This window comes from Streptomyces noursei (assembly GCF_016917755.1).
Classification (GTDB): domain Bacteria; phylum Actinomycetota; class Actinomycetes; order Streptomycetales; family Streptomycetaceae; genus Streptomyces; species Streptomyces yunnanensis.
Genome location: NZ_CP070326.1, coordinates 7,482,383 through 7,509,368 on the forward strand (window position 1 = coordinate 7,482,383; position 26,986 = coordinate 7,509,368).

The window sequence follows — 26,986 nt, forward strand, 5'->3', positions numbered from 1 at the left end:
GACGCGATGCCGCCCGATCGGGGGAACCCCGGGACGGGGCGGGGTGACGGTCGCGCGGTGCGCGTCGGGCGGGTCGGTGCGCGCTCCGCACCGACCCGCCCGGCGTCGCCCGCCTGAAATGCCGTCAGCTCATCCGCAGGGCCAGGAAGAAGTCCAGCTTGTCCTCCAGGCGCGAGAGGTCACGGCCCGTCAGCTGCTCGATCCGGCCCACCCGGTAGCGCAGGGTGTTGACGTGCAGGTGGAGGCGGGTGGCGCAGCGTGTCCAGGAGCCGTCGCAGTCGAGGAACGCCTCTAGGGTGGGGATCAGCTCGGCCCGGTGGCGACGGTCGTAGTCCCGCAGCGGGTCCAGGAGCCGGGCGGTGAAGGCCCGGCGCACGTCGTCGGGGACGAACGGCAGCAGCAGGACGTGCGAGGCCAGTTCCTCGTGGCCGGCGGCGCAGACCCGGCCGGGGCGGGCGGCGGCGACCCGACGGGCGTGCCGGGCCTCCTCCAGGGCGCCGCGCAGTCCCTCGGCCGAGTGGACGGAGGCGCTGACGCCGATGGTGAGCCGGCCGTCGCCGTCCAGGCCGCGGCCGAGCGGCTCGTGGATGGCGCGCAGCAGGTGGTCGGCGTGCAGGCCGTCCGTGGTGGCGGCGTCGGCGGAGTCCTCCGGGACGGCGGGCAGCGGCACCAGCGCCACCGCCTCGTCGCCGGTGTGCGCCACCGCGATCCGGTCCGAGGGCTCGGGGCCGAACGTGCCGGGATCGACCAGCACCTCCTCCAACAGGCTCTGCGCCACCGGGCCGCCGGGGACGTCGCCGCCCTCCCACTCGACCCGGGCCACCACGATCTGCCAGTGCGGGGCGGCCCCCAGGCCGGGCAGCAGGACCGGGGCGGCCACCCGCAACCGGGCCGCGATCTCGGCCGGCGGGGCACCGGTCTGGACCAGCTCCAGGACCTCCTGCGCGAGCCGGCGGCGGACCGTGCGGGCGGCGTCCCGGCGGTCCCGTTCGACGGCGATCAGCTGGGTGACGCCGTGCAGCAGGTCCAGGCGCTCCTCGGACCAGTCGCCGGCGTCCGCCTCGACCGCCAGCAGCCAGTCGCTGAGCAGCGTCTGCCGCAGGTCGCGGCCCTCGTAGCGGATCGGGAAGAGCGAGTAGGTGGCCCCGTCCCACCCGTCGCCCGGCCGCCCCCCCTCACCGAGGCGCTGCGCGCCGCCCCTTTCGATCGTGATCCGGTGCGGGCCGCGGCGGCCGCTCCGGGCGGCGGCCAGGTGCTCGCCGGCCAGACGGGCGCCCAGCTCCGCGGGCAGCTCCGGCCCGGCGCCGGCCAGCGAGGAGCCGGCGATCTGCCGGCCGGTGGGGGAGAGCACCCAGGCCCGCAGGTCCAGGTCGGAGCCGAGCAGGTCCAGGACCACCTCGGGGCCGCCGCCGGCCGGCCCGGAGGTCATCAGCCGCCGGTGCCGGTCCACCACGGCGGCCAGGTCGCCGGCCCGTTCGCTGGAGACCTGCCGGACGACGTGCTCGGTGATCGAGGCGAAGGAGACCTTCTCGTCGACCGCGAACAGCGGCAGGCGGTGCCGGGCACACGCCTGGACGAGGTCGTCGGGGATGGCGCCCAGCTCCGCCTCGCCGGCGGCCAGCCCGGCGACGCCCGCGCCGGCCAGGATGCGGACGAACCGCTCGGAGTCCTCCGGTTCCCGGCGCCAGGCCAGGCCGGTGAGGACCAACTCGCCGCCGGAGAGGTAACGACTGGGATCCCGCAGGTCGGTGGTCATCACGCCACGGACGGTACGGTCCAGCTCATCCTCGCCCCCGAGGAGCTTCAGGCCCAGAGAATGTGTGTCCAGGAGTGCGCGGAGCCGCATGACCTCGCCCGCCGTTCTGTGCTGTCTCGTGTTGCCGGTGGAATGCCGCGAGGTTTTGATCCCTCGTCTTTCGTTCGAATCTACAAGACGGGCGGCGTGGCCAGCCAACCGCTTCATGGTTTCAGTGACTGCACCGGGTGGGTGCCGGGCGCGTTCACTAAGCCCAACCGCGTTAACAAGACATGAACAGCACCATGGCGACAGGGTCCGAAGGTCCCGACCAGGTGCAGCGAACGCCCCGATTTCGTAGAAGAGGCCAACCATGGACTTCCTTCGCCCCGCCAGCTGGGAGGAGGCGCTCGCCGCCAAGGCAGAGCACCTACCGCTGTACCCATCGCGGGCGGTACGGACGTGATGGTCGAGATCAACTTCGACCACCGCCGCCCGGAGTACCTGCTCGACCTGAACGGATCGGTGACCTGGGGGAGTGGGAGGTCGGGGAGAAGACCGTACGCCTGGGCGCCTCCGTCCCGTACACCAAGATCATGGAGCACCTGCGGGGCGAGCTGCCGGGCCTGGCCCTGGCCATCGCAACACCGTGGCCTCCCCGCAGATCCGCAAACCGCGGCGGCGTCGGCGGCAACCTCGGCACCGCCTCCCCGGCCGGTGACGCGCACCCGGCCGCTGCTCTCCTCCGGCTGCGAGGTCGAGGTCGAGTCGGCCGCCCGCGGCGTGCGGATGATCCGATCGACGAGTTCTACTCGGCGTGAAGCGGAACGCCCTCCAGGCGGACGAGCTGATCCGCGCGGTGCACCTGCCCAAGGCCGACGGCCCGCAGCAGTTCTCCAAGGTCGGCACCCGCAACGCCATGGTCATCGCGGTGTGCGCCTTCGGCATCGCGCTGCACCCCGAGACCCGTACGGTCCGCACCCGGCATCGGTTCGGCCGCACCCACCCCGTGCGGGCGAAGGAGGCCGAGGCCTTCCTCGCCGCCGCGCTCGAAGAGGGCGGGTTCTGGGAGAACGGCAAGATCATCACCCCGTCGGTCGCCAAGCAGTTCGCGGACCTGTGCTCCGCCGCCTGCAACCCCATCGACGACGTGCGCGGCACCGCCTCGTACCGCCGTCACGCGGTCGGCATCATGGCCCGCCGCACGCTCGGCTGGGCCTGGGAGTCCTACCGCGGCCAGTCCGCCCGCACGGAGGGAGTCGCGTAATGCGCGTCAATTCACGGTCAACGGCCGTAAGCAGGAAGCCGACGACGTGTGGGAGGGCGAGTCCCTGCTGTACGTGCTGCGCGAGCGGATGGGCCTTCCCGGTTCCAAGAACGCCTGTGAGCAGGGCGAGTGCGGTTCGTGCACCGTCCGCCTCGACGGCGTGCCGGTGTGTTCGTGCCTGGTGGCCGCAGGACAGGTAGAGGGCCGCGAGGTCGTCACCGTCGAGGGGCTCGCCGACTTCGCCAAGAACCGCTCCTGCGGCGGCCACGAGGGCGGCGCCTGCGGCACCTCCCTGCAGGAGGCCCAGGGCTGGTTCCGCCAAGGGCACCGACTCGCAGACCGGCGAGGGCGGCATCTCCCCGCATGCGACGCTCGCGCCATCCAGCAGGCGTTCATCGACGCCGGCGCCGTGCAGTGCGGCTTCTGCACGCCGGGTCTGCTGGTCGCCTCCGACGAGCTCCTGGAGCGCAACCCGAACCCGAGCGACGCGGACATCCGCGAGGCGCTGTCGGGCAACCTGTGCCGCTGCACCGGCTACGAGAAGATCATGGACGCGGTGCGCCTGGCCGCGGCCCGCCAGTCCGAGCCCGAGGGGGTCTGACGCCATGGCAGACACCACGCACCACCGGTATTCCGTCCAAGGTCACGCAGGGGTCGCAGACCAAGGGCGGCATCGGCGAGTCCACGCTCCGTCCCGACGGCATCCTGAAGGTCACCGGCGAGTTCGCGTACTCGTCCGACATGTGGCACGAGGACATGCTGTGGGGCCAGATCCTGCGCTCCACCGTCGCGCACGCCGAGATCGTCTCGATCGACACCAGCGAGGCGCTCGCGACCTCCGGCGTCTACGCGGTCCTCACCTACGAGGACCTGCCGACCGAGGTCAAGAACTACGGCCTGGAGATCCAGGACACCCCGGTCCTGGCCCACGGCAAGGTCCGCCACCACGGCGAGCCCGTCGCCCTGGTCGCCGCCGACCACCCGGAGACCGCGCGCCGCGCCGCCGCGAAGATCAAGGTCGAGTACAAGGAGCTGCCGGTCATCACGGACGAGGCGTCCGCGACCGCTCCCGACGCCGTCCTCGTCCACGAGAACCGCGACGACCACCACAGCGGTCACGTCCCGCACCCGAACATCGTGCCCCGCCAGCCGATCATCCGCGGCGACGTGGCCAAGGCCCGCGAGCGGGCCGACGTCATCGTCGAGGGCGAGTACACCTTCGGCATGCAGGACCAGGCGTTCCTCGGCCCGGAGTCCGGCCTCGCCGTGCCGTCCGAGGACGGCGGCGTCGACCTCTACGTCGCCACCCAGTGGCTGCACTCCGACCTCAAGCAGATCGCCCCGGTCCTCGGCCTGCCCGAGGACAAGGTGCGGATGACGCTCTCCGGCGTCGGCGGCGCGTTCGGCGGCCGCGAGGACCTGTCGATGCAGATCCACGCCTGCCTCCTGGCGCTGCGCACCGGCAAGCCGGTCAAGATCGTCTACAACCGGTTCGAGTCGTTCTTCGGCCACGTCCACCGCCACCCGGCGAAGCTCTACTACGAGCACGGCGCCACCAAGGACGGCAAGCTCACGCACATGAAGTGCAAGATCGTCCTGGACGGCGGCGCCTATGCGTCGGCCTCCCCGGCGGTCGTCGGCAACGCCTCCTCCCTCTCCGTCGGCCCGTACGTCATCGACGACGTCGACATCGAGGCCATCGCGCTCTACAGCAACAACCCGCCCTGCGGCGCCATGCGCGGCTTCGGCGCGGTCCAGGCGTGCTTCGCGTACGAGGCGCAGATGGACAAGCTGGCCGACAAACTGGGCATGGACCGCGTGGAGTTCCGCCGGCTCAACGCCATGGAGCAGGGCACGATCATGCCGACCGGCCAGCCGGTCGACTCCACGGCCCCGGTCGCCGAACTGCTGCGCCGCATCAAGGCGATGCCGCTGCCGCCCGAGCGCCAGTGGGAGTCCAGCGAGGGCGCCGACGTCCGTCAGCTGCCCGGCGGTTCTGTCCAACACCACGCACGGCGAGGGCGTCGTCCGCGGTGTCGGCTACGCGGTCGGCATCAAGAAACGTCGGCTTCTCGAGGGCTTCGACGACTACTCCACCGCCAAGGTGCGCATGGAGGTCATCGCCGGCGAGCCCGTCGCCACCGTGCACACGGCCATGGCGGAGGTCGGCCAGGGCGGTGTCACCGTCCACGCGCAGATCGCCCGCACCGAGCTCGGCGTCCACCAGGTGACGATCCACCCCGCCGACACCCAGGTGGGCTCGGCCGGTTCGACGTCCGCGTCGCGTCAGACGTACGTCACCGGCGGCGCCGTCAAGAACGCCTGCGAGCTGGTGCGCGAGAAGGTCCTGGAGATCGGCCGCCGCAAGATGGGCACGTACCACCCGGCGTGGGCGACCGCCGAACTCCTGCTGGAGGCGGCAAGGTCGTCACCGACGGCGGCGAGGTCCTCGCGGACATCGTCGACGTGCTGGAGGACGAGGTGGTCGAGCTGGAGGAGGAGTGGCGCCACCGGCCCACCGAGGCGTTCGACCTGACGACCGGTCAGGGCAACGGCCACGTCCAGTACTCCTTCGCCGCGCACCGCGCGGTCGTCGAGGTGGACACCGAGCTGGGCCTGGTCAAGGTCATCGAGCTGGCCTGCGCCCAGGACGTCGGCAAGGCGCTCAACCCGCTCTCCGTCATCGGCCAGATCCAGGGCGGCACCACCCAGGGCCTGGGCGTGGCGGTGATGGAGGAGATCATCGTCGACCCCAAGGACCGCGAAGGTGCGCAACCCCTCCTTCACGGACTATCTGATCCCCACCATCCTCGACACCCCGACCATCCCGGTCGATGTGCTCGAACTCGCCGACCAGCACGCCCCGTACGGGCTGCGCGGCATCGGCGAGGCCCCCACCCTGTCGTCCACCCCGGCCGTCCTCGCGGCGATCCGGAACGCGACCGGGCTGGAGCTCAACAAGACCCCGGTACGGCCCGAGCACCTGACGGGTTCGTAACGGAGAACCGCCTGGGGGCCGCCTCCCCAGGCCCCCGATCCTCCGGGCGGTGCGCGGCAAGGGGTGCCCCTGTCCGTCCTCCTTCGCGCACCGCCCGGAGTCTCCCCGCACCATCCCCAGGCTGACCTGCTCCAACTCGACGCAGGCAGTACCACGTTCGTCTCGGGCCGTCCCCGGGTCGTGCAGCCGAATATCCATCCCAAATCTCGTCGCCTCGGCGAGGGCCCTATGAACCTTGGGAGTAAGGCAACCATGACCCAACAGTCCACTGAGCCGAGGACCACGGCGGAAGACGCGGGCGACGGCTCGCGCCAGCCCGCCGGCCGTTCCTGGCTCGACCGGTACTTCCACATATCCGACAGAGGGTCGACGCTCGCGCGGGAGACGCGCGGCGGCATCACCACCTTCATGGCGATGTGTTACATCCTGCTGCTCAACCCCGTGATCCTGGGCTCCGTCCAGGACGTCCAGAAGCACGGCCTCGATCACTCCGCCCTGGTGACCGCCACGGCGCTGGGTGCGGCGGTCTGCACCCTGCTGATGGGCTTCGTCGGCAAGGTGCCGCTGGCCCTCGCCGCCGGGCCTCAACGTCTCCGCCGCATGACCACCCAGGTGGTCCCGCACATGACCTGGCCGCAGGCGATGGGCATGTGCGGTGATGTACGGCGTCGTCATCTGCCTCCTGGTCGTCACCGGGCTGCGGGAGATGGTCATGAACGCCATCCCGCTCGCGCTCAAGCACGCGATCACCATGGGCATCGGCATGTTCGTCGCCCTGCTCGGTCTGGTGAAGGCCGGCTTCGTGGGCAAGGGGGCCGGCGGCCCGGTCACCCTCGGCAGCGACCTCTCGGGCCACCTGGTCGGCTGGCCGGTCCTGTTCTTCTGCATCACCCTCCTCCTGATCTCATGCTCCAGGCCCGCAAGGTGCCCGGCGCCATCCTCATCGGCATCGTCGTCGGCTCCGCGCTGGCCATCGGCGCCACCAAGCTCGGCGGGCTGACGGCCAAGGACTGGGGCGGCACGCCCCCGACCCTGGACGGCAACGCGGTCTCCATGCCGGACTTCGGGCTCTTCGGGCACGTGGAGTTCGGCGGCTGGGGCTCCATCGGCGCACTCAGCGTGGACCATGATCGTCTTCACCCTGGTGCTGGCCGGGTTCTTCGACGCGATGGCCACCATCATCGGTGTCGGCACCGAGGCCAAGCTCGCCGACGACAAGGGCCGGATGCCGGGCCTGTCCAAGGCGCTGTTCGTCGACGGCGCCGGCGGTGCGATCGGCGGTCTGACCGGCAGTTCGGGCCAGACCGTGTTCATCGAGTCGGCCAGCGGCGTCGGCGAGGGCGCCCGGACCGGCCTGTCGTCCGTCATCACCGGTCTGCTCTTCGCGGCCTGCCTCTTCTTCACCCCGGTCACCCAGCTCGTGCCCGCCCAGGTGGCCGCCGCCGCGCTGGTCGTCATCGGTCGATGATGATGAGTGTGGCGGGGCATGTGGACTGGAGCGACCGGGCGACGTCGATCCCGGTGTTCCTCACCGTGGCTCTGATGCCGTTCACTTACCAGATCACCACCGGCGTCGGTGCCGGCGTCATCGCCTACACCGCCATCAAGGCGGCCCAGGGCAAATGGCGCGAGATCGGTGCCTTCATGTGGGTGCTGACCGGCGTCTTCCTCGTCTACTTCTCGCTCCATCCGATCGAGCAGTGGCTGGGCGTCAAGTAACGCCCGCCCTCCCCCGCTCTCAGCTACGTTCGAGCGGGGGGACCCCATCATCCGTAAGGAGACCGACATGCTGGATATCGCCGACGAGCTGAACCGGTGGGTCGAGCAGGGACGCACCTTCGCCGTGGCGACGGTCGTGGCGACCAACGGCAGTGCGCCCCGCCAGCCCGGCGCCGCGCTCGCCGTCGACAGCGACGGCACGGCGATCGGCTCGGTCTCCGGCGGATGCGTGGAGGGAGCGGTCTACGAGCTGTGCCAGGAGGCACTGCAGACCGGTCGGCCGGTCCTGGAGCGCTTCGGCTACAGCGATGAGGATGCCCTTCGCGGTGGGTCTGACCTGCGGCGGAATCATCGACATCTATTCATCGCTCCGGTACGGGCGAGCATCCCCGGCGCCGCCGATGGCGGCCCCGCGGGGAATCCGGTGGACAGCAACGCCGCGACGCTCGCCGCCGCGCTGACCGCCGCCTCCTCAGGGGAGGCGGCGGCGGTCGCGCGGATCATCAAGGGCCCGGACGACCTGCTCGGCCGTGCCCTCCTCGTCCGCCCCGACGGCAGCCACACCGGCACCCTCGGCGGACACCCGGCCCTGGACCGCACCGCCGTCGAGGAGACCCCGCCCTGCTGGACGCCGGGCGGACCACGACGCTGGAGATCGGGGCCGGCCCCGCGTCCGAGGAGGAAGCGGGGGGCGAAGGCGGAGCGCAGCGCAGCGGTTCGCGGTGCGGCCAGCCGGTGCTCCTGCTCGTCGAGTCCTCGGTGCCCGCCCCGCGCATGATCGTCTTCGGGGCGATCGACTTCGCGTCCGCGCTGGTCAGGGTCGGCAAGTTCCTCAACTACCACGTCACCGTCTGCGACGCCCGCCCCGTCTTCGCCACCCGGACCCGCTTCCCGGACGCGGACGAGATCGTCGTCGACTGGCCGCACCGCTACCTCGACTCCCAGGAGCTCGACTCCCGCGCTGTGCTCTGCGTCCTCACCCATGACGCGAAGTTCGACATCCCGCTGCTGGAGCGGGCGCTCAGGCTCCCGGTCGCCTACGTCGGCGCGATGGGCTCCCGCCGCACCCACCTCGACCGCCAGCAGCGGCTGCGGGACGTCGGACTCACCGAGCTGGAGCTCAACCGGCTGCGCTCGCCCATAGGGTTGGACCTGGGCGCCCGCACGCCCGAGGAGACCGCGCTGTCCATCGCCGCCGAGATCGTCGCCAACCGCCGCGGCGGCACCGGCGCCCCGCTGACCGGCGCGCACACCCCCATCCACCACGATGCCCCCCGCTCGGTGGGGCGGATCGGCGAGGTTGCCTGACGTAACGTCAAGAGGCGGCGGTGTGGGGCCTGTTGACGCCCCGCCTACCATTCCCGGGCCTGTCGGGGCGGCGGGAGCCGCGGCGGCACCGCCGCACACGGGATGCACCAGACCTACGGGACCGGCGTACCTGACACCGCCGGTACCGCGGGAGGACGGGCGTGCCGTCCGTCACGGCACGGGCGTGGCGTGGGGGCCGTGCCCGTGCCGGATCGCCTCCGGATCCCGCCTGGGGCCGGCGCGGCGCCCGGCGGCCCGGAGCGACGGCGCCGCGCCAGCGCGGTCACCCCCAGCGCCAGGGCCAGCAGCGCCAGTCCGGCCGGCACGGTCAGCCCCGCGTGATAGCCGGCGAGCGCGGCGCCCGGCGAGCCGCCGGCCCCGGTCGCCGCGACCGTCACCGCGGTCACCGCCGACAGCCCGAAGGCCGCACCGAACTGGAACGAGGTGTACAACAGGCCGCCGGCCAGGCCCTGTTCGGCGGGTTCGCGATCCCGTCCGTCGCCACGATCGTCAGCGGCCCGTAGACCAGGGCGAAGGCGACCCCTACCAGCAGCATGCTGGGGAACATCGCCGGGTACGGCCAGTCCGCGCCCACCGGCAGGAACAACGCATAGCCCAGCCCGGCGCACAGCAGGCCGGCGACGATCACCCGGGCGTGCCCGAACCGCCGCACCAGCCGCGGGGTGAGCACCGGCGCCAGCACCGCATCGGCGCCCATCGCCAGCATCGCGTAACTGGTCCGCTCGGCCGACCAGCCGCGCAGCTCCTGGAAGTAGAGCACCGCGACGAACTGGAAGCCGAAGAAGCCCGCGGTGAACAGCAGCCCCATCACGTTGGCCCGGACCAGCGGCCAGGAGCGCAGCAGGCCCAGGCGGACCAGCGGCGCGGCGGACCGCCGCTCGATCACCACGAACGCCGCCAGCAGCGCCACCCCCGCGGTGAGCACCGCCGCGGTGCGCAACACCGGTGCGTGCGCGGCCTGTTCGACGCCGAGGACGAGCAGCACCGCGCCGGTCACGGTGAGCGCGCCGGCCAGGTCCACCGGCGGCCGGCCACCGGCGCGCACCGGGTCCCGCGGCACCAGGCGCAACCCGGCGATCAGCACCAGCAGCGCCGGCACCATCGGCGCGAAGAACACCCAGCGCCAGTCGACCGCGGTCAGCAGCCCGCCGGCGATCAGCCCGGCCGAGAAGCCGCCGCCGGAGGTCCCGGAGTAGATCAGCAGCGCCCGTGGTGCTCTGGCGGCGGGCTGTGGAGAGGTGGGCCGACCCGTTCGTGGTCCGCACGCTGTCGGCGGTCCGCACCATGGCTGACTGGGCGGAGGCGGTGCGGCTCATGGACCACCGGTTCGGCACGGATGCTGATCGCGCCCGGTTCGCTCGTCGCCCCGATGTGCAGGTCCGTCCTGTCGGCTTGAGGGGAGGGAGGTGACATGGTCCGCGACACGGTGCTGCTCGATGTCCTCACGGCGGTGCTCTCCCGCGCCGGGGACGGTGAGGCGGGTCCACTGGGCGGATGGCGGGTACGGGCCGGGGAGTTCTGGTGTTACGTCTCCCCGCCCCGCGAGACACGGCAGGTGCAGGGCTGGAAGCTACACGTTTCGGCGACGCCGCTGTCGGCCCCCGTCGTACTGTCGCGCGCCGCCGAGGTACTGGTACGTCGCGGCTGCCGGTTCAAGTTCGCCGGGACTCTTGAGCGTGCGGGCGAACTGGTTTCGCGGCACTACGAGCGGGGCGGTGGTGGGAAGTTCCTCACCGTCTACCCGGAAGGGGACGAGGACTGGCTGCGAGACCTGGCCGGTGAGCTGCACCGGGCAACCCTGGGGCTCCCCGGGCCTGGCATCCTGTCCGACCTTCCGTGCTTCCCGCACAGCCTTGTGCACTATCGGTACGGCGTCTTCAGCGGGGTCACCACGCTGGACGGCGACGGGACGCGTGCTGCGATGCTGATCGCCCCGGACGGGGCGCTCGTCCGTGACAACCGTCGGCCTTGGTTCGCTCCGCCGTCGTGGGCTCCGCGCGATCCGTTCGCGCCCGGGCGGGTCGCCGAACCGCCGAAGCCCGCGCCGGTGTTGCTCCATGGGCGGTTCCTCGTGCGCGGGGTGATCCGGCACGCCTTCGCCGGTGGTGTCTACCGGGCTGTGGACCAGGGCACCGGGCATGCGGTCATCGTCAAGCAGGCGCGTCGTCATGCGGCAGCCACGCTGGCCGGGGGTGACGCACGCGATATGCGGCACCACGAGGCGAGGATGCTGGAGGGTTTCGCCGACAGCGGCTTCACCCCGCGCCCGGTGGCGGTGTTCGAGCAGCAGGGTGACCTGTTCCTGGTTCAGGAGGCCATCACCGGTGTCACGTTGCGCCGTTGGGTGCTCGACCGGCTGGTCCTCGACGACGGCGAGGAGTGGGGGCCCGACCCCGACGAGGCCCTCACCACGGCTCGCCGGCTGGCCGAGGCGATGCGTGCGGTGCACCACAGGGGCTGGGTCCTGCGGGACTTCAACCCCAACAACGTGATGGTCACCGACGACGGCACCCTGCGGCTGATCGACCTGGAGACGCTCGCCCGTCCGGGGGAGCACGTTGTGCGCGTGCACACCCCCGGGTACGCGGCGGCCGAGCAGGTGCACGCGGGGCGCATCGATGCCGCACCGGGGATCGAGTCCGACTTGTACAGCCTGGGCGCCACCCTGTTCTATCTGGCCACCGGAGTCGACCCGCTGCTTGCCCCGGGTGACGGCGGCGGTGCGCACAAGGAGCGGCTGGTCTCCTGGCTGGCACGGCTGTCGGCGGGCAACCCGGCCGCGCGGCGCCTCGCTCCGCTCATTGGGGCGTTGCTGGACGATGACCCCACGGCGCGGCCCGCCCTGGACGAGGTGCTGCACCGGTTGCGCACGGTGGACGGTGAACGGGCGCGGTCCCGTCCGGCTCCGGTGTCACGGGGTATCGGGGAGGGCGAACTCAAGCAGCTCATCACGGACGGTCTCGACCATCTGCTCGCCACCATGGACCCAGGGCGCTTTGACCGGCTGTGGCCCTCCGGCCCCGTCGGCACCGTGTCGGATCCGTTCAACATCCAGCACGGCGCCGCCGGAGTGCTCGGGGTCCTGGTCCTGGCCCATCGGCTCGAACCGCAGCCGGCCCTGCGTACGGCGGTGCGCTCGGCGGCGGACTGGATCAGCGGGCTGGTGGGGCGCGAACCGCGCTGTCTGCCGGGGCTGTACTACGGGCGGTCGGGTACCGCCTGGGCGCTGCTGGACGCGGCAGGGCTGCTGGCGGACGCGTCGCTGCTGGCGCACGCCACGGGGCTGGCGGCGGGGACACCGGTGGAGGGTCCGGTGCCCGATATCTGCCACGGTGTGGCGGGGGCCGGGCTGACCCAGCTGCGATTCTGGGAGGCTACGGGGGAGCCGCGGTTCCTGGACCGGGCGCGGCGGGCGGCCGAGGCGGTGGCGGCGTTGGCGGTGCGCAGGGATGGTCTGCTGCTGTGGCCGATTCCCGGGGAGACGCTGGCGACCTCCGACACTCTCGCTCACTACGGGTTCGCGCACGGCGTGGCGGGGGTCGGCGCCTTCCTCCTGGCGGCTGCGCGGGCCACCGGTACGGCCGCGTACGCCGAGCTCGCCGTCGAGGCCGCCCGGACGCTGCTCGCCGTGGTCGAGGTGGAAGGCGGGTGCGCGTACTGGCGGACCGGGGAACCGGGCAGCCCGCGCAAGACCCACTGGTGCAGCGGCTCCTCGGGGGCGGGCACGTTCCTGTTGCACACCTGGCTGGAGACCGGCGACGAAGATTTTCTGACGGCGGCCCGGCAGGCGGCCGCGGCCGTGCGCCGTACCCGCTGGCACGAGGGGCCCACCCAGTGCCACGGTCTGGCCGGGGACGGCGAGTTCCTGCTCGACCTCGCTCAGGCCACCGGTGACGGCACGTATCGGGACTGGGCCGCGGAGCTCGCGACGGGCATCCATGCCCGCCATGTCGTACGGGACGGGCGCATGGTCGTCCCCGACGACACCGGCACGGCCGTGTGGGCCGACTTCAACACCGGGCTTTCCGGAGTGGTCGCCTTCCTGGCGCGCCTCGCGCACGGCGGCCCGCGGATGTGGGTGCCGCACTCGCTGACGGCAGCGGAACCCGAGGACCCCGGTGCGGGGGTGGCGCGGGCCACCTCGGCACCGGTTGATGACCTGCGATGACGAAAGGAGGTGAATGGCAATGGAGTTCGACGTGAACGCCCTCCAGGTTCTTGAGCAGGAGGAGCCCGAGAGCGGCGCCTGGCCCGAGCCGACGAAGTGCTCGTGCTGCAGCACCTTCTGACGGCTGCGGCCGGCAACCAGGTCACCGCCTTCGCTCTGACGAGGGCGGTGACCGACCGAGGCAACCGACACGACCGACCGGACGCAGGGGAAGGGAAGATCATGCGCGCACTGCGGGGCCGTGGCGGAGCACTGCGGACGGTCCTGGCCGTCGTCCCGGTGGGGGTCGTCGTCCTGGCCGGTCTGCCGGCACCGGCCTTGGCGCCGGCGGCGACGGCGACGGCCATGGCGAGGGTGGGCCCCTCCCCCATCGACCGGACCGTGCTCTCCGCCGACCAGGCGACGCCCCGGCCCTGTTACTCGGCCGTGCTGCGCACGGGGACTCCGGGCGTCTCGGTGCGCGAGGTCACCTCGCCGGCGGACGGTGTTCTGCGGGCGCGGCTGACACCACGGGGCGGCGTGAGTGGAGACTGGGATCTGGCCGTGTTCGACAAGGCCAGCGGAACCCTGGTCGACGCCTCCTCCGGGCCGCACAGCCGGGAGTTGGCCGAGGGCACCGTCACCCTGGGGCAGCGGCTGGTGGTGCAGGGCTGCCGCTATGCCGGACGGGCCCGGACAGTGTCGCTGGGTGTCGATGTCGTGCCCGGGCAGGGACCCACCGCCCCCGCTCGCCCTGCCGCCGCCCGGACGACGGCACGCTCCGCGCTTCCCTCCGGCCGTACCACGTACCGGCAACTGTACGAGTACCAGTACGAGTTGAAGGAACTGGCCCGCATCCATCCGTCCCTTGTCACCTCGTTCACGCTGCCCTACCCCACCGCTGAGGGGCGGGAGGTGTCCGGGGTGGAGGTGGCTGCGGACGCGCCCCGGACCGCGGACGGCAAGCCGGTGATGCTGGCCCTGGGTCTGCATCACGCCTCCGAGTGGCCCAGCGGGGAGATCGCCATGGAGTGGGCGTACGAGCTGGTCTCCGGCTACCGCACCGATGCCCGGATCCGTGCGCTGGTGCGCGGGACCCGAAGCATCATTGTGCCGGTGGTCAATCCCGACGGCTTCGCCGTCTCCCGCGCAGCGGCGCCCAAGGGTGACTTCTCCCGCTTCGACTACGAGGACAAGCGCAAGAACTGCGAAGCCGGGGACTCGCCGCTGGAGTACCGCACAGGGCCATGCCTCGCCAATCCGGCCGGCCGGATGCGCGGTGTGGACCTCAACCGCAACTATGCGGGCTTCTGGGGTGGAGCCGGCTCCTCACCTGTGTGGGACGACGATCACTACCGCGGCTCGGCGCCCTTCTCGGAGCCCGAGACCCGTAATGTGCGGTCCCTCGTCTCCACCCGTCAGGTCACCGACCTGGTGAGCCTGCACACCTATGGGGACCTCGTGGTGCGCCCGCCGGGTTCCAACGACACCCAGCCGCCGCTGGACGAGCCGGCGTACCGGGCCCTGGGTGACCGGCTCGCCTCGCACAACGGCTACCGCAGTGAACCGGCTCGGGAGTTGTACGAGGCTACCGGGATGACGGAGGACTGGTCGTACTGGGCCACCGGAGGGCTTGGTCTGACCCTGGAGATCGGCCCGCGGACGGCTCATCCTCCCTACGCGGAGGGGGTGGTGGCCGAGTACACCGGTACGGCGCCGGCGGCCGGGGCGGGCAAGGGCGGCAACCGGGCGGCGCTGCTGGAGATGCTCGCCGACACCGCCGACCCTGCGGCGCACGCCACGGTGACGGGTGCGGCGCCGCGCGGTTACCGGCTGCGGCTGCACAAGACGTTCCGGACCCCCACCTCACCGGTCCGGCGGCCGGACGGTTCACAGGGGCCGCCGCTTGAGGTGGCCGAGACGCTCGATTCGACGCTGCTCGCCGGGGGCGGTGGGTTCACCTGGTCGGTCAACCCCTCCACCCGGCCCTACGTGGCCGGGCGGTACGGAAGGGAGCCGCAGGCGCCGGTCCAGCCGGCGGTCCTCCTTAGCCACCCGCCCGCCCTGCCACCGGTGAACACCGACTACCCCACGAATCCGGCAGCGGACCGGGTCTCGTTCACCGTCGAGGGACCGCCTCGGGCCGACAACGGCAGAATGACCGTGTCGGTCAACTGGCGGTCGCGGAAGACCGAATGGGACCTTTACGTCCTGGACCCGGCGGGGAGGACGATGGGCGAGTCGGTGGTGGGCGACACCGACTCCCAGCAGGTCGTCATGTTCGACCCGCCGCCCGGCCGGTACACCGCCGTGGTGGTCGACTTCCAGCAGGCCGACCCCGCGGCCCCGGACGCCTGGACGGGCCGTGTCGACTTCCGGTCGCCGCTGCCAACCGTCCATGGCCCCACCGAGGCGTACACCCTGACCTGTGAGGACCCGGGTGGTCACCGGTTGGGAAGCACCGAGGTCACCGTCGGCCGGGGACAGCGAGTCGAGGTGGGAGAGGTGTGCGGGGCGGCGGCCGGCGGACGGGCGGTCAGGGTGCCGGTTCGGGGCCGTACCGCAAGTAGGTGAGCACCGCTGTGACGCGGCGGTGCAGCTGGGTCTCCTCGGCGAGGCCCAGCTTGGCGAAGGTGGAGTTGACGTGCTTCTCGATGGTCGACTCCGACAGGGACAGGGACTCCGCGATGGACCGGTTGTTCTTGCCCTGGGCCATGTGCCGCAGCACATCGAGCTCTCGGCGTGTCAGATGGGACAGCGGCGCGTCCGTGGTGCGGGTGAGGCTGCCCACCAAGACCTCCACGATGCGCGGGTCGATCACGGAGCGCCCGACGGCGACCTCCCGCAGGGCCCGCAGCAGTTCCTCAAGCTCGCCGATGCGTTCCTTGAGGAGGTAGGCCAGCCCGTCGGTGCCGTGCTGGAACAGCGCGAAGGCGTACTGCTCGTTGGCGTGCTGCGACAGTACGACCACACCGATGCCGGGGTGCGCGGCGCGGATGGCGTGTGCGGCGGTGATGCCCTCGGTGTGGTGGTCGGGCGGCATCCGGATGTCGGCGATCACGGCGTCGGGGCGGAACCGGTGCACCGCGTCCAGCAGTTCGTCCGCCGTGCCGACGGCCGCGACCACGACCACTTCGCCGGTGTCTTCCAACAGACGGCGGGTACCCTCGCGCACCAGGTAGTGGTCCTCGGCGATGAGGACGCGCATCCTGTCGGACATCGGTTCAGGCATCGGTGGGCTCCCGTCGTGTCTCGGTGATGCGCGCGCGCAAAGTGGTCCCGTCACCGGGCCGGCTGATGATGGACAGTTCGCCCCCGACGGCCTCGATCCGGTCCCGCATCCCGGTCAGTCCCGAGCCGGGCCCGGTCGTCGAGTGCAGCCCGATCCCGTCGTCGCTGACGTCGAGCAGCAGCGAGCCGCCGGCACGCCCGATCCGTACCATCACGCGGCCCGCCCGGGCGTGTTTGAGGACGTTGGTGAGTGCCTCCGACACCAAGAAGAACGCCGCCTCCTCGATGCCGGGCGTGAAGCGCGCCGGACGCACGGACGGCTCGATCTCGACGGTCACCGGGATCGGCAGCCTGCGGGCCCGGGACATCACCGCCGCCGCGAGGCCCTGGTCGGTCAGCACGGGTGGATGGATGCCGTGGGCGAGCTCGCGCAGCCCGTCGATGACCCGGTAGGCGTCGTCCTGGAGCTCGGTGAGGGTGGTGTACACCGTGTCGCCGTTGCGGCAGAGCTGGTTGCGGGCGAGCCGTAGCTTCGCCACGAGCGCGACGAGTTCCTGCTGGATTCCGTCGTGGAGCTGGCGCTCGATCCTGCGCCTCTCGGTGTCCTGGGCCTGCACGATGCGCGTGCGGGAGGCGTTGAGCTCGCTGGCCTGCCGCTGCACTTCCTCGATGCGGATGGACAGTTCGGCGTTGAGCCGTGCGTTGTGCACCGCGAGCGCCGCCTGTCGGGCGAGGGTCTCGACGAGGTCACGGTCCTCGGGGGTGAACCGTCCCTCGTCCTTGGGCCCGTACTCGATGAAGCCGAGGGCGTCGTCGCCGTAGCAGAGCCCTACCCTGGTCCGTGACGAGTCCGCCCCGTCGGGCACCACGCCCGCCGTCCCTGTGGCAAAGGGGAGCCGCTCCGGCCCGAGGGTGCCCAACTCGACATGCACCCAACGCAGATCCAGCCACTCTTGCAGACTGACGGCGAGCTGCGGCGCCAGCAGCGTCAGATCGTAGGCGTGCTCAAGGGTCGTACCGAACTGCACCAGCAGTTCGAAGTTGGAGGGCCGCGCCCCGAACACCCGTCGCGCGGCCAGCCGGTTGGCCTGTCGGCGGAGGGGCTGACACAGCATGGTCGCGCTGACGGTCACCAGGACCGCCGTGCTGATGGGCAGGTACTGGCTCGCGGTGAGCCCGAGGGCGGTGACCATGCCCAGGTACCACCCGCCGATGATGATCCAGAGCAGTCCGTAGACGGTGGAGCGCCGGGCGGTGAAGTCCAGCCCCGGCAGCCGGTGCCGGAACCCCACGTACACCAGACCCAACGAGATCAGAACGTAGGGCAACGCGCCCAGGGCGCAGCCAATGAAATATGCCGGCCCGCTGTCTCCCTGCCACATCCGGAACAACCTCATGGAGCCTCGTGCGGCGAACAGGGCGAAGGCCACTGCCGCGACCGTTCGCCACCAGCGCGCGCTCTGGGCGCCCGGGCGTCGTGCGTCCAGCATCGACCGCACCAGCAGCAGGCCCGCCCCCACCGCGGGCATCCATGCCTCTGGCTGGACCAGCAAGCGCAGCCGCAACCACAGGGGCATCGGCACCGCCATCAGCACGAGCGGAGCCGCGACCAGCAGCCACAACGACCGCAGCGCGACGCGTTCGTGGGCGTAGCGCTCGCCGCCGTCCGGCAGCAGGGCGAGTAGCCGGCCGATCATGACGGCCGCCACCACGTCGATCGTCCGGACCAGCAACAGCAGCGGCCAACTGGTGGTCGGTCCCGGAACCCAGTCGGCAAGAGGGCCCAGGAGCGCTACGGTGAACCGCACCACCAGCCCCAGGGCCGCCCACGCCCCGGCCGCCAGCACCCGCCGCGCGACCGGATGTCCCGGGGCCTTCCAGCACAATGACAGCCCTGCCAGATAACACGGCACTACTGCGCCCAGAGCCCAGGGGAGCATCCGCGAGGGCGTGAGCCAGACCCCGAGCGCAACAGCGTAGAGCAGCCCCAGTCCACCGCAGACCGCCAGGACACGCATGCCCCGTGCGTTCTCAACCGCCATGGGGCAAGTGTCGCTTGACCGTTTTTCCCTGTACAGCACGCATGCCTCCCCCCGGGATGGCGGAGAACCTCCATACAGGAACAGAAGGCGCCCGGATTCGCCGCCCGCGCGCCGCCGAGCACACTCGTCGCGGGGCGATCCGGTGGTCCCGGATCGCAGTGAGTGTGGAAGCGCCGCGCGACGGACGGCACGGAGGGGCGGGGATGACCATCACACAGACGGCAGCACCGAGTCACCAGTTACCCGATGGCGAGGAAGCACGATGTACGGCGGTCGCACACCTGTTGCGCGACCGGTCCGGCACGGACGGCCGGCTGGTCGCGGTCTACCAACTGCTGGGCGAACCGGAACGGGCAGTCGCCGCCCACTGGCACCTGGCCTCCGGCGAGTTGCACACGCCCGCGGAGATCACGGCGACGGCCTGGGCAGCAGCCGCCCACTGCGCCCGGGGGGCGCTGCGGCAGGCCCGGGCCCTCGCCCGGCGCACCGTGGCCGCGCTGGACCGCTGCGACGATCCGTACGCCTGCGTGGTGGCCCGCACCACGGCCTCGGCCGTGGCGGCCGCGGATGGCCGTTGTGCGGCCGCCGAGCACCACCGGCAATGCGCGCAGGACACCGCCCGTGCGGTGGGCGATCCCCTGTTGTGGCTGCTGGCGGTGGTGGGCACGGCGCAGCAGCGGATCGAGCGGGGAGAGCCCCGAGAGGTGCTTGCCGAACTGGACGGCGCACTGGGTGTGGCTGGCGGGGACGCAGCCCTCGCGGTCCCTGTGGTGCTGTCGGGGCGGTGCCGCCGGGCCGCCGCGCTGCTGGCACTCGGTGAACTCGACCGGGCCGCAGCCGAGTTCACCAGTGCGCTCACGCGGTATCACCGGCTGGGGGACGGCGTGGGCCTGGCGCTGGGAGCACAGGCGCTGCTCGGTGTCGGCGATGTCCACCGGGAGCGTGGTGAGCTGGGGCCGGCCCGGGCGGCGTACCAGGAGGCAGCGGTCCTCACCGAGCAATCCGGCGACCGTCAGACTCTGTCCTCGGCTCTGACCGGCCTCGCGGTGTCCCGGGGGGTCAGCGAACCCCATTCGGCGGCAGTTCTGGCGTCCCGGGCCGGGCAGGGGTGCGCCGGTCCGCCGCGAATCCGCGCCCTGCTGGCAGGCGGCTGGATCGCCCTGGCGGGCGGGCGCCGCGAGGCGGCCGCCGAGGCGGCCTGGCAGGCGGCCAACGAGCCGGGCGCGCAGGGGTGCCGAGCCGTCTTCGCCGAACTGCTGGAGCTGGAGGCCATGTGTGCCGCCGACTCTGGTACGCGGCAAGGGTTGTTGCGGGACGCCGAGGCGATGTGGTCCGCTGCGCAACGACCGATGGCCGTGGCCAGGGTCGCCGTCGCACGGGCACGACTTGAGGGTGCCGGCGCGACGCGGGTGCGTGAGGCCACCGCCTGGCTGGGCCAGTTCGGGGTGGGCGCCGGGGCCGGGGAGGCTGCGGGGCTGCTCAACCGGGCGGCGGCGAGCCTACGCCCATCGGCGAGCGTGCGGGTGCTGGGCGGCTTCCAGGTCCTCCGGGACGGCTGCTCGGTCCGGGCCGAGGAGTGGCAGTCGAAGAAGGCACGGGACCTGCTCAAGCTCCTGGTGGCCAGACGAGGACTGCCCACACCGCGTGAACTGCTGATGGAGGCCTTGTGGCCCGAACAGGATCCGGCCCTGTGCGGAAACCGGCTGTCGGTGGCACTGTCCATCCTCCGCCTGGTACTGGATCCACAGCGCCGCATGGCACAGGACCACTTCATCGTCGCGGACAAGCAGGTGGTGGGCCTGGCCCGGCTGCACGTGGACGTGCAGGAGTTCCTGGCCACCGCACGCCATGCGCTGGGAGTGGCCGAGCGGTCGGCCGAGCACGCCTTCGCGGCGCTGACCGCCGCCGAGGGCCTGTACCGCGGCGACGTCTTGGCGGACGACCCTTATGCACAGTGGGCCACGGCTCTGCGGGAGGAGGCCCAGGCGACCCATGCGGAACTGCTCGCCAGGCTCGCTGCGGCGGCTGCCGAGAACCGTGACACCTACGCGGAGATCCACTACAGGCTTCGACTGCTGGAACGCGATCCGTACGACGAGGACACCCACCTCGCCCTGGTCTGCCTGCTGGCAGCGGCCGGCCGCCACGGCGAAGCGCGGCGCCGCTACCGGCTGTACGCCGGGTACATGAACGAAATCGACGTCACCCCAGCGCCCTATCCCCTCCGGACAGTCAAGGACTGATCAGGATGGGTCCATACCACCACGGCAAGATCAATCTCAGAGTCAGGCAGGGACACCAGATGAAAGGGCAGCACTCTCTGGCCGGGCAACGCCCCGGAACCGGAACCCGGCGGTGGGTCGGCGACAGCCGGTTCGGGGCGGCGCAACGGCCAGCGCAGTCAAAGGAACCGGGGCGGCCCGCCACGCACCGGTCATCTCCTCGGCCAGCAGCCGGTGTTCGGCGTGCTCGTCCAGGACCTGAAGCCGGGCTCGCCAAGCCCGGACGACAACGGTCCGCGGCCGCACGGCGGCCAGGCGACGCGGCCACAGCCGACGGCAGGCGGCGGACTCGGCGACACGGCGGCGCCGAGCGTCGCGGCGACGACAGGCCGCCGGACGCCGGCGGGGCCCTGGGGCGCGACCGGGTCCGTGGCCGTTAGACGGACGGCAGCGGACCCACAGGGATCCACGGGCGGGCCGGCGCACGGGGCCCGACGACGCCCGACGACGGCGGAGCAGCAGAGTCCGGCCGGCAGGACGACAGCGAAGCGAGCAACCGTGGCCCAAGCCGGCGGGGCATCCGCGGTGAGGTGCCGGCGTCGCCCGACGGGGAGGGTGAAGCTGTCGGGGACGACGGCGTCGATCAGCGTCTTGCCGGCAAGGTTGCCCTCACCCGCGGCTTGCACGGCCTGGAGTGTGGTGTGGCCGGCAGTGGCGTTGATCCGCAACTCGGCGTCCTCGGCTACGTCGGCGAAGCGTGCCAGGCGTATGCCGGGGTGCTGCTCCAGCCAGGGCGCGGCCGCTGGGGTGCGGCTCCGCCCGCGCGGCTGGGGTGGCTGTTTACCAGGTCTGGCGCTGGGTGACACCGATGACGAACCCTGGGGGTCGGTGAAGTGGAAGAGCTTTGTCCGTGGGACTCGAAGGCGTCCTTGGCGACCTTCACCAGCGGGCGGACCTTTCCGCGTAGGCGTCGAAGTCATCGACAGCCAGGTAGAACATACCGAACACCCCCAACGGGGTGTCTTCCCGCACCGCCAGCCAGTTCCGCAGGTCGGTGTCCTTGTTGACCAGGAGAGCGAACTCGACCTCGAACAACTGCTGTTGATGCCACTCCCCGAGGAGCTCGACGAGACCGGGCGGCTGTTCACGCCGCACCTCAACCGCGTCCGAACCCCGGTCCGCAACGAACCGCTGCACCGCCCCCATCCGGCTGATCGGCAAGCGGGTCCGAGCCACCTCCATGCCTCTCACCTGGTGGTTTACGACCACAGTGTGGAGGTGGCTCGACACGGGCGCCTGATTGCCAAGGGGGCTGTCCGTCTGGAACTGAACCATTACCTGGAGGTCCTCGGCCGCTGTGTCCTGGAGGCCGAAGAGGCGGACGACGTCGGCGAGCGTGACGTCCTCGCCGCGCCAGGACGCGCTCAGGGCCAATCCCTGATCCTTGGCGTACCAGGCTCTGGCCGCGAGGGACAGCGACAGGTCGTCCAGCCCGCGTACGGTGAAGAACCGTAGGCGTCAAACACTCCGGCCTCCGGTGCTGGCAAGGAGAGCCCAGAGGCCGTCCGGATGATGAGGTGGCACGGTGACCGACCACGATGAGGCGGCGACTGTCCGACCGTTGACCCTGGCTTGGGTGAGTCGGCACCTCAAGGCCGGCGAACGGATCGTCAGGACCGAGGCGCTGCGCGGGGGCATCACTGCCGAAATGCGGCGGCTGACCATCGGCACGCGGGACGGACGCACCCGTGACCTGGTGCTGCGGAGCTTCGTCGACCCGTTCTACGTGGAGCACGCCGCGGACTGGCTGAACAGGGAGGCCGGCGCCCTGCCGCTGCTGGCGGGGACCGGCGTGCCGGCTCCTGAACTGGTCGCGGTTGATCCGACCGCCGCGCAGTGCGAGCATCCATCGCTCCTGATGACACATCTGGTGGGCCGGACGGTCCTCGACGACGAGGCAGTGGAGACGCGCATTCCGCTGCTGGCCCGTCAACTCGTGGCGATCCACGCGTTGCGCCCCGCCGAACGGCCCCGGGAGTATGTGGCGTTGACGACCGCCGACACCGTCGTGGTTCCCAAGGGCGCCGACGAGGCGGCATGGGCCGCCGCGATCGACGTGATCCGCAACCCCGCGCCACCCTATGAAGGGCGGTTCCTGCACCGGGACTTCCAACCCGGCAACGTGCTGTTCGACGTGCCGCCCGCAAGGCCGACGGGTGCCCGGATCACCGGCGTCGTCGACTGGGCCGCGACCTCCTGGGGCCCCTCTGATCTCGATGTGGCGCACTGCTCCACCAATCTCGCGCTGCTGCACGGCCCGGCGTGGGGTCTGCGGTTCGCCGAGGCGTATGAGGAGGCCGGCGGGATGCTCGCCGAGGCCGCGAGCGAGCGGCTGTACTGGCAGGTGCGGGACGGGTTGGCGTGCTCAGAAGAAGTGCAGCAGGTGACGCAGCCATGGCGAGAGGCGGGGAGGACAGAGCTGACGACACGAGCCGTGGAAGAGCGGCTGGATGCCTACGTCACCGCCCTGATGGACACGCTGGGCTGAGCCAGAACAGCCCGGGGCACGGCCCGACCTCATCATTCACCACTCAACCAAGGGATGAATCGAGCAGACCCCGGGGAATCACGGGGCCAGCAGACGACCGAGCGGCGCTGGCCGGCGTCGACGGCGTCAAACCGCCCAAGGAGCATGGAGCCGAGACGCGGACCATCTGATAGGTGACGGAGGCGCACTCGGCGCGGAGTCCGCGATGCAGGAGGGGCACGCTCGCACAGCCTGCGTCGAGCCGACGCTCCAGACACGGCCTGCAGGGGTCCAGTCGGCCGGGCCGGGGCCACGTCTGTGGCAATGACGCTCACACAGCGGTGCCCTGAGCTTCGGCCACCCCACCGATCACCAACAAGACGATGGCCTCACCCTGGTGCGCGATCTATGTGAAATCCGAGTAGGCGAGGTGAGTTGCGCAGGCTCGACATCGGAAGAGGTAGGCAGTGGGCTGGCCGTCTTTGTCCAAGGCGTTGAGGTAGTCCTCAACCTGGGCTGCCGACCACCCCCAGCTGCTGGCTTCCCGCCGCAGCACCTCTACTGCGTCGGGATAGTCCTCCAGCTCAGCCGCCCCGACCGCGCCCAGGAAGGCCGCACCGTCACCGCAGTGGAAGAACCACTGAGGTTCCTGCCAGCCGGGAAATCCCGGCGTACGGCCGGCAATTCCCATGAACACCTCGACCGGCACGTCGTCGCCGATGAGACCCCCTACGAAATCAGCCTCGTACTGCTCAGCGGCGCTTCCATCAGCGATACACCACGGGCACAGCCGATCGTCAAGATCATCGACTGCATAGACGGGGCCGGTGTAGATGTACCCGCGCCCTCGCCCACAGCAGACACAAAGGATGTCGGAGGCCACGACTGCGCCAGTGGTCATGGGATGGGGATGGTAAGGGAATTCCGGAAGCGAATCGGTCACAACCAGCGACCGTAACAGCCGTAAGGTTCGGACGGATCGTGCGGCCGCCCGGACTCCGCCGGCCTGCCCCAACAGAGACCACCGCCAACTCCACTTGTCAAGGCATGGTGAAATCGCGCAGTGTCCGTCCTCCCCGTTGCTAGACAGTGCGTCGGCGTCCGCCTCATCCGACGGCGCTGAAAACGAGAAACGGGGAACGCACAATGGCATCACCCACGTTGAAACTCCTCACGATCGCGGCGGCCACCGTGCTCGCAGCCGGGCTGACCACCGGCAGCGCCATGGCCGTCGAGCACGGACGCATCGCGTGCGGAGGCCAACCCGCCATCCAGGTCTGGAACAACGACGGCGAACACTGCTTCCAGTCCGAGAAGGACGTCTACATCACCGACGTCGTCACCGTCTGCCGCGTCAACGGAGTGGATAACGGCGCCTACCAGTGGAAGGAGAACCCCGACGTCCCGACCCCGCACACCAAGTACCTCGACGACCTTTGCGACAACTACTCCGGGGTGCCCGGAAACACCACCGTGGTGTGGGTGGGCGTCCAAGTGTGAGAAAGACCGGCGACAGCACCGGGCCGATGGCCCCGCAGCCGGTGGTTCCGGCACAGCGGTGACGCCGGCATGTGCGTCCCGCCTGCGGGGGCAACGGCACTCCCTGGTGGTGCGTCCGGAAGGTTTCGCAGGGATGCGTCGTCCAGCGCGTCGATGCGTCGTCAACCTCTAGATGAGCGATCCCAAGGGGTTCAGTGGTCGTAGGCGGCCAGTGCGTGCAGGACCGGCTGGCCGTGCACGAACCTGGCTCCCCTCATCAGACCCCTTGGAATCAACCGTCTAAGGAACCGGGAGGTGCTCTACCGGCGGACCGCCGAGATCAGTCCGCCGGACCGCTCCTCGCGCTGCGGCGGGGTGTCGATCGGGCGGCCGTAGGCGGCAGCGCGCTCGCGCAGGGTGTGGCTTTCGGCCTCCCAGCCGTGCCCGGCCAGCCAGCCCACCGGGTCGTCGGGCATCTCCGAGACCCACATGGACGCCGCCGATCCCGGCACGGCGTCCGCGCCGAAGCGCTCGATCACGCCGCGCGAACCCAACGTCAGCCCCATCCGACTGCCTGCCGCCGACTGCGCGCTGATCCGGGCCATCAGCAGCTCCACCGCGTCCTCGGGCAGATAGATCAGCAGTCCTTCGGCGATCCACACGGTCGGCACCGCCGGGTCGTGCCCTGCGGCGGCCAGCGCGCCTGGCCAGTCCTCACGCAGATCCACCGCGACGGTGACCCGCTCGCAGCATGCGACGGCACGCTCCTGGCGCAGCACCGATGCCTTGAAGTCCAGTGGCGCGGCGGTGTCGACCTCGAACAGCCGGGTGCCCTCGGGCCAGTCCATCCGGAAGGCCCGGCTGTCCATGCCGGCGCCGAGCAGCACGACCTGCCGGACCCCGGACGCAGATGCCTGCTGCAACACGTCGTCAAGGAACTTCGTCCTGACGACGATGGAGAACGACACGGCCAGCCGGCGGCGTCGCGCGGCCTCGTCATCGGGCGGCGGCGAGGAGGGCCACAGGCCGCCGGCGGTGGCGAATGCCTGTGCCAGTGGGTCGCGGAACAGCGCGTTCTCCCGCTCGGTCTCCAACGCCCGCACCCGGGCCACCCCCACCGCCGTGGCCCACACTCCCGACGGCTGCACCCGCTCCTGCTCATCAGTCATTGCGCCAGCCTAAGCGGTCTTGAGCAAGTCTTCTGTGGTTGGTGTCAGTGCTGTTGCCCGTCGGGTCATTGCCTGGTCGACGGCGGTGTGTAGTGCGGTGGTGCTGGTGTAGGCACGGACGGGCATGTCCTGGTACTTCACTGAGCGCCATATGCGCTCGATGAGGTTCAGCTCCGGCGATCGCGGTGGGAGGTAGAACAGGTGGACGCCGATGGCCTCCAGTTCTTCACGCCGTCCCTTGAAGAGTCTGGCGTGGTGGATCTGGGCGTTGTCCATGACGATCGTGCACGGTCTGACCCGCCGCCAACCAGGCGGCGGGTCAGTGAGACTGTCCGTTCCTTTGGGCAGGCGTGCGATGTGCGTGCAGACGAAGTCGAGAACCATCGAAGCGTCAATTTTGTGGTCGACGGCCCTCCACACCAGTTCGGGGCCTGGCCCGCTCTCGCTCAGTGCTCCCAGGACGTTGACCCGCCGGTTCTTGGTGTCCTCCCGCTTGACGACAGCGCGGACACCGGTGCGGGCCCAGGTGAAACCGGTGGGCAGGGTCGGAGAGAACCCGGACTCGTCCAGGTAGTACAGATCCTCGGTACCGGCTTCGGCCCTCAGCCGTACAGCCGTAGGCCCTCCAGCCGCTCCCACGCGGCGGCCTGGAGGGCCGGGCCGGCCTTGTGCCGCAGACTGTCGCGGGTACGTTTCCAGCGGAAACCGTCCCGGTGCAGCAGCACCGACAGCCAGGAAGAATCGACATTTACCCCACGCTCTCGGCGCAGCCACTCCGCCAAAGCGGGCAGCGTCCACGTGGTCCCCTCAGCCGCCGCGGTATCCAGCATCGCCTCCAGCGCGTCCAGGTCCTCGCGCGTCCACCGTGGCGGCCGGCCCGACCGGGGCGCGTCGGCCAGGGCCTCGAAACTTCCGTCAAGGAACCGGCGCAGAGCTTTGCGCACGGTGACCACATGCCGGTCGACAATGGACGCGATCTCGGGAGCGTTGCGGCCCTGGGCCGACAGCCGCACGCATTCCAACCGCACCCGCTCATTCACCGGCAAGTCCCGAGCCCTCAACCGCCGCCCCAACTCCGCCTCATCCTCCGACGAGAGCTCCACCCACAACGGTCCTGCCAT

Annotated in this window: 17 protein-coding genes and 6 pseudogenes; 14 read left to right on the forward strand and 9 right to left on the reverse strand. The window is 71.1% G+C overall.

Annotated elements, in window-relative coordinates:
- Positions 1-124 precede the first annotated feature (124 nt).
- Positions 125-1,846: a PucR family transcriptional regulator gene (locus JNO44_RS32635; protein WP_205367431.1), complete on the reverse strand. Its 1,722-nt coding sequence runs from the start codon at positions 1,844-1,846 to the stop codon at positions 125-127.
- Positions 1,847-2,040: 194 nt separating this feature from the next.
- Here JNO44_RS32635 and JNO44_RS45240 point away from each other — a divergent pair, with 194 nt between their 5' ends.
- The 8 genes and pseudogenes from JNO44_RS45240 to JNO44_RS32660 all read left to right on the forward strand — a co-directional run bounded on the left by JNO44_RS45240 (position 2,041) and on the right by JNO44_RS32660 (position 9,027).
- Complete coding sequence (locus tag JNO44_RS45240; protein ID WP_420882708.1) at positions 2,041-2,556, forward strand: FAD binding domain-containing protein; 516 nt, start codon at positions 2,041-2,043, stop codon at positions 2,554-2,556.
- On the forward strand, positions 2,553-3,002 hold the full coding sequence (locus tag JNO44_RS45245; RefSeq protein ID WP_420882709.1) for an FAD binding domain-containing protein: 450 nt from the start codon (positions 2,553-2,555) through the stop codon (positions 3,000-3,002). The genes JNO44_RS45240 and JNO44_RS45245 overlap by 4 nt, the downstream gene beginning before the upstream one ends.
- Before the next feature lie 46 nt (positions 3,003-3,048).
- A pseudogene (locus JNO44_RS32645) lies at positions 3,049-3,603 on the forward strand ((2Fe-2S)-binding protein).
- A gap of 155 nt (positions 3,604-3,758) precedes the next feature.
- A pseudogene (locus JNO44_RS44590) lies at positions 3,759-4,784 on the forward strand (xanthine dehydrogenase family protein molybdopterin-binding subunit); the annotation flags it as partial.
- Positions 4,785-5,055: 271 nt separating this feature from the next.
- On the forward strand, positions 5,056-5,538 hold the full coding sequence (locus tag JNO44_RS44595; protein WP_275695815.1) for a molybdopterin cofactor-binding domain-containing protein: 483 nt from the start codon (positions 5,056-5,058) through the stop codon (positions 5,536-5,538).
- Positions 5,499-6,125, forward strand: a pseudogene (locus JNO44_RS44600) (molybdopterin cofactor-binding domain-containing protein); the annotation flags it as partial. The gene JNO44_RS44595 and the pseudogene JNO44_RS44600, both read left to right, overlap by 40 nt.
- A 127-nt stretch (positions 6,126-6,252) precedes the next feature.
- A pseudogene (locus tag JNO44_RS32655) lies at positions 6,253-7,719 on the forward strand (NCS2 family permease).
- A gap of 67 nt (positions 7,720-7,786) precedes the next feature.
- Positions 7,787-9,027: pseudogene (locus JNO44_RS32660) on the forward strand (XdhC family protein).
- Positions 9,028-9,140: 113 nt separating this feature from the next.
- Here JNO44_RS32660 and JNO44_RS32665 read toward each other — a convergent pair.
- Positions 9,141-10,300: pseudogene (locus JNO44_RS32665) on the reverse strand (MFS transporter); the annotation flags it as partial.
- A gap of 159 nt (positions 10,301-10,459) precedes the next feature.
- On the opposite strand from JNO44_RS32665, the gene lanL reads away from it, so the two are divergent.
- The 3 genes from lanL (at position 10,460) to JNO44_RS32680 (ending at position 15,769) form a co-directional block, all read left to right on the forward strand.
- Entirely contained in the window at positions 10,460-13,216 is a 2,757-nt protein-coding gene (gene lanL / locus JNO44_RS32670) for a class IV lanthionine synthetase LanL (protein ID WP_205367433.1), read from the forward strand.
- Positions 13,217-13,235: 19 nt separating this feature from the next.
- Positions 13,236-13,337 (forward strand): ALQxL family class IV lanthipeptide, encoded by a 102-nt coding sequence (locus tag JNO44_RS32675; protein WP_205367436.1) that lies wholly within the window; start codon positions 13,236-13,238, stop codon positions 13,335-13,337.
- Positions 13,338-13,438: 101 nt separating this feature from the next.
- Positions 13,439-15,769 (forward strand): M14 family zinc carboxypeptidase, encoded by a 2,331-nt coding sequence (locus JNO44_RS32680; RefSeq protein WP_205367438.1) that lies wholly within the window; start codon positions 13,439-13,441, stop codon positions 15,767-15,769.
- Here the strand turns inward: JNO44_RS32680 and JNO44_RS32685 are convergent.
- Entirely contained in the window at positions 15,732-16,427 is a 696-nt protein-coding gene (locus tag JNO44_RS32685) for a response regulator (protein WP_235091809.1), read from the reverse strand. The genes JNO44_RS32680 and JNO44_RS32685 overlap by 38 nt on opposite strands.
- Positions 16,420-18,468 carry a GAF domain-containing sensor histidine kinase gene (locus tag JNO44_RS32690; RefSeq protein ID WP_205367440.1) on the reverse strand — a complete coding sequence of 683 codons (2,049 nt, stop codon included), beginning with the start codon at positions 18,466-18,468 and terminating at the stop codon, positions 16,420-16,422. Before JNO44_RS32690 ends, JNO44_RS32685 begins: the two co-directional genes overlap by 8 nt.
- A 203-nt stretch (positions 18,469-18,671) precedes the next feature.
- Here JNO44_RS32690 and JNO44_RS32695 point away from each other — a divergent pair, with 203 nt between their 5' ends.
- Positions 18,672-20,711, forward strand: a complete 2,040-nt coding sequence (locus JNO44_RS32695; RefSeq protein ID WP_205367442.1) for an AfsR/SARP family transcriptional regulator — start codon at positions 18,672-18,674, stop codon at positions 20,709-20,711.
- A 918-nt stretch (positions 20,712-21,629) separates the two neighbouring features.
- On the opposite strand, the gene JNO44_RS32700 is transcribed toward JNO44_RS32695, so the two are convergent.
- Positions 21,630-22,124 (reverse strand): hypothetical protein, encoded by a 495-nt coding sequence (locus JNO44_RS32700; RefSeq protein ID WP_205367445.1) that lies wholly within the window; start codon positions 22,122-22,124, stop codon positions 21,630-21,632.
- Positions 22,125-22,275: 151 nt separating this feature from the next.
- On the opposite strand from JNO44_RS32700, the gene JNO44_RS32705 reads away from it, so the two are divergent.
- Positions 22,276-23,238, forward strand: a complete 963-nt coding sequence (locus tag JNO44_RS32705; RefSeq protein ID WP_205367447.1) for a phosphotransferase family protein — start codon at positions 22,276-22,278, stop codon at positions 23,236-23,238.
- Between the two features lie 385 nt (positions 23,239-23,623).
- Here the strand turns inward: JNO44_RS32705 and JNO44_RS32710 are convergent, their stop codons facing one another.
- A complete protein-coding gene (locus JNO44_RS32710; protein ID WP_275695776.1) occupies positions 23,624-24,160 on the reverse strand; it encodes a CbrC family protein in 537 nt (178 codons plus the stop codon).
- Between the two features lie 203 nt (positions 24,161-24,363).
- On the opposite strand from JNO44_RS32710, the gene JNO44_RS32715 reads away from it, so the two are divergent.
- Complete coding sequence (locus JNO44_RS32715; protein WP_205367450.1) at positions 24,364-24,717, forward strand: hypothetical protein; 354 nt, start codon at positions 24,364-24,366, stop codon at positions 24,715-24,717.
- 299 nt (positions 24,718-25,016) lie between these two features.
- Here JNO44_RS32715 and JNO44_RS32720 read toward each other — a convergent pair whose 3' ends face one another.
- The 3 genes from JNO44_RS32720 to JNO44_RS32730 are packed head-to-tail and all read right to left on the reverse strand — an operon-like array spanning position 25,017 to position 26,986.
- On the reverse strand, positions 25,017-25,865 hold the full coding sequence (locus JNO44_RS32720) for a class I SAM-dependent methyltransferase (RefSeq protein WP_205367452.1): 849 nt from the start codon (positions 25,863-25,865) through the stop codon (positions 25,017-25,019).
- 9 nt (positions 25,866-25,874) lie between these two features.
- Positions 25,875-26,504, reverse strand: a complete 630-nt coding sequence (locus JNO44_RS32725) for a transposase (protein WP_205360203.1) — start codon at positions 26,502-26,504, stop codon at positions 25,875-25,877.
- The gene (locus JNO44_RS32730) at positions 26,468-26,986 is read right to left on the reverse strand and encodes a helix-turn-helix domain-containing protein (RefSeq protein WP_205360206.1); all 519 of its coding nucleotides are present in this window, start codon (positions 26,984-26,986) and stop codon (positions 26,468-26,470) included. Before JNO44_RS32730 ends, JNO44_RS32725 begins: the two co-directional genes overlap by 37 nt.